This is a genomic window from Paraburkholderia sp. (assembly GCF_034668105.1).
Taxonomy (GTDB): Bacteria; Pseudomonadota; Gammaproteobacteria; order Burkholderiales; family Burkholderiaceae; genus Paraburkholderia.
In genome coordinates, this window is the sequence record NZ_JAXDPY010000373.1 from 1 (window position 1) to 2,943 (window position 2,943).

Annotated in this window: 3 protein-coding genes; 2 read left to right on the top strand and 1 reads right to left on the bottom strand. The window is 61.8% G+C overall.

Annotation, left to right across the window (positions count from 1 at the left end; genetic code table 11):
- On the bottom strand, positions 1–636 hold a 636-nt coding region (locus QOC89_RS16655; RefSeq protein WP_323046016.1), incomplete at its 3' end, for a helix-turn-helix domain-containing protein.
- Between the two features lie 275 nt (positions 637–911).
- Here QOC89_RS16655 and QOC89_RS16660 point away from each other — a divergent pair.
- Both QOC89_RS16660 and QOC89_RS16665 read left to right on the top strand, forming a co-directional pair.
- Positions 912–2,174 carry an ISNCY family transposase gene (locus QOC89_RS16660; protein ID WP_323046017.1) on the top strand — a complete coding sequence of 421 codons (1,263 nt, stop codon included), beginning with the start codon at positions 912–914 and terminating at the stop codon, positions 2,172–2,174.
- A 159-nt stretch (positions 2,175–2,333) separates the two neighbouring features.
- Positions 2,334–2,943: IS110 family transposase (locus QOC89_RS16665; RefSeq protein ID WP_323046018.1), on the top strand; the 610-nt coding region annotated here is incomplete at its 3' end.

Sequence of the window (2,943 nt, forward strand, 5' to 3'; positions counted from 1 at the left end):
CGCATTGACCCGGAAAATACCGTGGCGGTCCGAGTAAAACGCCAAAGGTCGACCGTGCGTCAGAACATGGTCACGCAAGGCGGCTAGATACGCTGCCCCCGATTCCACCGGCGCGAACCGCAACGCCGTCAGCCGACCCGTCGCGTCGTCAATGAATACGATCAGCGTGCAGCGCGGGCCACGGCCCTCGAACCAGTCGTGCGGACTGCCATCGATCTGGATCAGTTCGCCAAACCGTGGACGCCGCTGGCGTAACTGGAACACGCGTCGCGCCCTGCGGGTCTTCGGCCGCCACAGACCCAGGCCGATCTGGATCCGCCGCACCTTCTCAATCGAGACCTTGATGCCGTCCAACTCCAGAAGCTTCTCCGCTGCCAGGGTGGCGCCGAAATCCGGGTATTTCTTTCGCAAAAGCGCCTCGATCCGCTCGCGCGTAGCCTCGCTCAGGCGCCGATGCGACGGATGGCCACGCTGACGCGAAACCAGACCCGTGTCGCCCTCGTTGCGCCAGGCTCGGACAAGCCACTTGAATTGACGCACGCCGATGTCCAGACGTTCCGCGCACTCGCGTTGACTCAGTTCACCCCGAACCGCCTGGCGCACAAGGCACGCTCGCTCCCGTTCCTTGGCATTCATTTTCAGTATCCCGCCGGACATGCTGTCCCCACCCCCAAGCCATGCTCAAAAGGGGACATTCTAATGTTGGACGGAGGGGACATTCTTATGTTGGGCTAACATACCAGCGGTTTTCAATGCGTATGAGTCGCGTTCGCTGGCGCCTTGTACGATATGCCGAGTCCGATATGTCACATGTTGTGGATTTGTTAACCAACCCCCACAGGATGGAGTGGTTTTCCCTTGCGGCGGAGCTCAATCGTCGATTCTAGGGTGGGGTGAGCGCGGTTGCAGACATGATCGGGGCGTTGAGCGAGGTCTGCGCGGGTCTTCCCGACCAGCGCAAAGGCCCGTGGCGTGACGGCGACTACACGATGGCCGACATCGGTCTGGCGGCATTCTCGATCTTCTTTATGGGAAGCCCGTCGTTCCTTGGGCATCAGCAGGCGCTGGCGGAGGGGCACGGCCGGTCGAACTGCGAGACGTTGTTCGGCATGGCGGCGATCCCCTCCGACAACTACATCCGCCTGATGCTGGACGGCGCCAAGCCGGCGGCGTTCGACGGGCTGTTCATGAAGGCGATCGAGGCGGCAGGATCGCTGACGCCGTTCCGGTGTCTGGATGGACGGGTGCTGATCGCGCTCGACGGAACCGAGCATTTCTGCTCGCGAAAGATCAAATGCGAGCAGTGTTCGACGCGGCGGCGCTCGGACGGCGGCACCGAATACTTCCACGCTTTCCTCGGTGCCAGCATGGTCGCACCGGGCCATAAGCAGGTGCTGCCGCTGCCACCCGAGTTCATTGCGCCGCAGGACGGGGCGGAGAAGCAGGATTGCGAACGCAACGCCACCAAACGCTGGCTGGCCCGGCACGGCGCCGGTCTCGCTCACCTGCGGCCGGTCTATCTCGGAGACGATCTTTTTGCCTGTCAGCCTATAGCCGCCGCCATTCAAGACGCCGGGGGTAACTTCATCCTCACCTGCAAGCCGTCTTCGCATAAAACCATCGCCGAGTATCTTCACGGCGCCGAACTGCAAGAACATCGAGACACCGTCTGCAAACGCGGCAAGCGCACGACCACTATCTACCGCTGGCTTAACGCCGTGCCGCTGCGCGCCACAGACGATGCTATTTTGGTCAATTGGTTCTCCATCGAGATCCTCAACACTAAAGGCAAGCGTACTTACTACAACAGCTTCGTCACCGATCTCGCGATCACCCCCTGCACCGTTGGCGAACTGGCCGCCTGCGGCCGCGCACGGTGGAAGATCGAGAACGAGACCTTCAACGTGCTGAAGACCAACGGATACAACCTCGAACATAACTTTGGCCACGGCAAGAAAACCCTGGCGAGCGTTCTGGTTACCCTCAACCTGCTCGCCTTCGCATTCCACACCGCTGCTTATCTTGGCGTCCTCGCCTGGCGCACCGCTGTCGTCGCGCGCGGTCCCACGTATCGCTTCTTCGAGCATCTGCGAACCATCACCACCTACGTCGTCTTCCAGGACTGGCCCCATCTGCTCAAGTCCATCGCCGCGGCGGCGATACGGCCACCTTGAAGACATGCCTACGCCGTCCCGCCACTTGACCCCCCTGAACACGGAGCCGAAACATCGAAAAAACTCAGAGACACCGAATTAGAATTGCTGACGCAGGGTAGAGTCTGACTGTATTGCGCGGCGTAAGCGGTTGCACTTTTCACCGACATGGAGAGGAGCATGGAAGCGATCGTTGAATGCTGCGCCGGACTGGACGTTCATCAGGCCACCGTCGTGGCCTGCCTGAACAGCGGTCCGGGGAACAAACGATCCCACAAGCAGGTGCGCACCTTCGGCACCACCCGAACGGACCTGGAGGCGATGCGGGCGTGGCTGTCGGAGTCCGGCTGCACGCTGGTGGCGATGGAGAGCACCGGCATCTATTGGCGGCCGATTTACGCCGAACTCGAGGGCTACTTCGACCTGATCGTCGGCAACGCGCAACACATCAAGAATGTGCCCGGCCGCAAGACCGACGTGAAGGACTGTGAGTGGATCAGCGATCTTGCCCGCCACGGGCTGATTGCCAGAAGCTTCGTGCCGCCGCGTCCGATCCGAGATCTGCGCGATCTGACACGCTACCGCCGCAAGCTCTCCCAAGCGCAGGCCGCGGAACGTAACCGGCTGATCCGGATGCTGGAAAGCGCCAACGTCAAGCTGTCGGGCCTGATCAGCGATGTGTTCGGCGTCTCCGGCGAGGCGATGCTGCGGGCACTGATCGAAGGCGAGGAGACCCCCGCAGCAATGGCGCAACACGCACGCGGGCGGATGAAGCGCAAGCGAGCCGCCT

Excerpts from the sequence above, each read along its gene's own strand:
- QOC89_RS16660 (WP_323046017.1), top strand. The coding sequence starts at position 912 with ATGATCGGGGCGTTGAGCGAGGTCTGCGCGGGTCTTCCCGACCAGCGC.